Genomic DNA, 1846 nt, shown 5'->3' with positions numbered 1-1846 from the left:
GGTTCGTCTGCTCCGCGATCGAGGTGATCACCTTGATCACGTTGCCGATCTCCCGCGAGGAGTCACCCAGCTTCGTCACCGTCGCGTTCGTCGTCTCCGCCTCGGCCACCGCCTGAGCCGCCACCCGCGCCGCCTCGTTCGCGTTCTGGCTGATCTCCCGGATCGAGGCACCCATCTGCTCAGCACCGGCCGCGACGGTGGCCACGTTCCGGCTGACCTCCTCCGCAGCAGCCGACACCACCCCGGACTGCGCCGAGGTCTCCTCCGCCGAGGCGGAGATCTGCGCCGAGGACGCCGACAGCTCCTCCGAGGCGGCCGCGACCGCATCGGACGAGGCGACGACGGAGGCCATCACCGAGCGGAGGTTGGTCTGCGCGGCGGCGAGCGACTCGGCCATCTGGCCGACCTCGTCCCGGTCGCGCGCCTCGGGCAGCACGGTCAGGTCACCGTCGGCCATCGCCTGCACGGAGCGCTGCACGGAACCGACCGTGGCGAGGATCCGGCGGATGACCAGGAAGGCCAGCCCGGCCGCGACGACGATCGAGACGATCGAGACGGTCAGCAGCAGGGTGATGGAGCTGCTCGCCTCGTCGGCGGCTGCGGCGTTGCGCCCCGCCGCCTGCTCGGACTGGGCGATGCCCTCCTCCTCCAGCCCGTCGGCGATGTCGTCGAAGAGCGGCTGCATCGTCTCGCGCACCAGCTGGGCGTAGCCGACGATGTTGCCCGTGGCGCCCGTCGGGAAGGCGGTGGTGGTCAGCAGCTGGAGCAGCGACGCCCGAGCGTCCAGGTACTTGTCCATCGCGGCCTGGTCGACGATGTAGGGCTGGTACTCGGCCAGGGCGGCCTCCACGTCGGCCTGCTTCTCCTCCATCTGACCGATCAGCTCCTGCTGCCGGGCCACATCGGAGAAGGAGAACTCCAGGACGCGGGCGCGGTGCGCCGCGGTGGCCCGCTGCACCGCCGACAGGGAGTTCAGCGGCTTGAGGTTCTCGGTGTAGATGGCCAGCTGGCCATCGCGCATGTCGTTGATCCGGCCGATCGCCAGCGCGTTCGTGCCGAGGACGACGAGGGCGAGCAGGGCGACGACCGCCCCGATCTTGACGCCGATCGGTCGGTCGGCGAACCACCCGAGCCGCCGAGGGGGAAGAGCTGTGGTGCTCATGGACTGTCTCCAGGTAGGGGGAGCGGATCGGGTGGGGGCTGTTGGTTCAGGGCGATCGGTCCCCGCTGCTCCCCTCGCGGACCTGCGGAGCGGAGGGGAGCAGCGAGGGAGGGGATCAGGTGCCGACGGCGCGGTTCACGTCGAGGGCGAGGAGAAGCTGGCCGGAGAGCTTGTAGGCACCCCGGATCAGCTCGCGGGCCGCACCGTCGAGCGTGTCCGGCGGGGCCTCGAAGTCGCGGACGTCGACGTCCACGACGTCGGCGATGCTGTCGACCAGCAGGCTGACCGCCTCGCCGTGCAGCCGGACGACGATCACGACGGGCTGCTCACCCTCCGGGCGGGCCGGCCGGCCGAGCCGCTCCCGCAGCTCGATCGCGGTGACGACCTGGCCGCGCAGGTTGATCAGCCCGGCGACGGCCGGCGGTGCCAGCGGCACCCGGGTGATGCTCTGGCTGCGCAGCACCTCCTGGACGTGCTCGACCTCGACGCCGTAGAGGTCGCCGTCCAGCCAGAAGGTGGCGAGCTGACTGGTCGCCGGCACGGTCCAGGCTTCGGTCGCGGTGGAGGAGCAGACCGCGACCACGAACGAGATGTCCCGGTCGGTGCAGGAGGCGGCCGGCGGGTCGACGGAGATCGCCACCAACATCACCGGCGTCTCCACGGCGGCGTCGTCCACCACCCAGG

Annotated in this window: 2 protein-coding genes and 1 pseudogene; 1 reads left to right on the top strand and 2 read right to left on the bottom strand. The window is 71.3% G+C overall.

The window, feature by feature from the left end; all coding sequences use genetic code 11:
* Together G5C62_RS26815 and G5C62_RS26810 are read right to left on the bottom strand one after the other, a co-directional pair.
* Positions 1–1162: methyl-accepting chemotaxis protein (locus G5C62_RS26815; protein WP_164703388.1), on the bottom strand; the 1162-nt coding region annotated here is incomplete at its 3' end.
* Between the two features lie 115 nt (positions 1163–1277).
* A complete protein-coding gene (locus G5C62_RS26810) occupies positions 1278–1625 on the bottom strand; it encodes a chemotaxis protein CheW (protein ID WP_346774142.1) in 348 nt (115 codons plus the stop codon).
* An 85-nt stretch (positions 1626–1710) separates the two neighbouring features.
* Between G5C62_RS26810 and G5C62_RS28440 the strand changes: the two are divergent.
* Positions 1711–1846, top strand: a pseudogene (locus tag G5C62_RS28440) (methyl-accepting chemotaxis protein); the annotation flags it as partial.

This window comes from Modestobacter sp. KNN46-3, assembly GCF_011039295.1.
The sequence above is the reverse complement of the archived record's forward strand: the minus strand, read 5'-3'. Positions and strand labels throughout refer to the sequence as shown.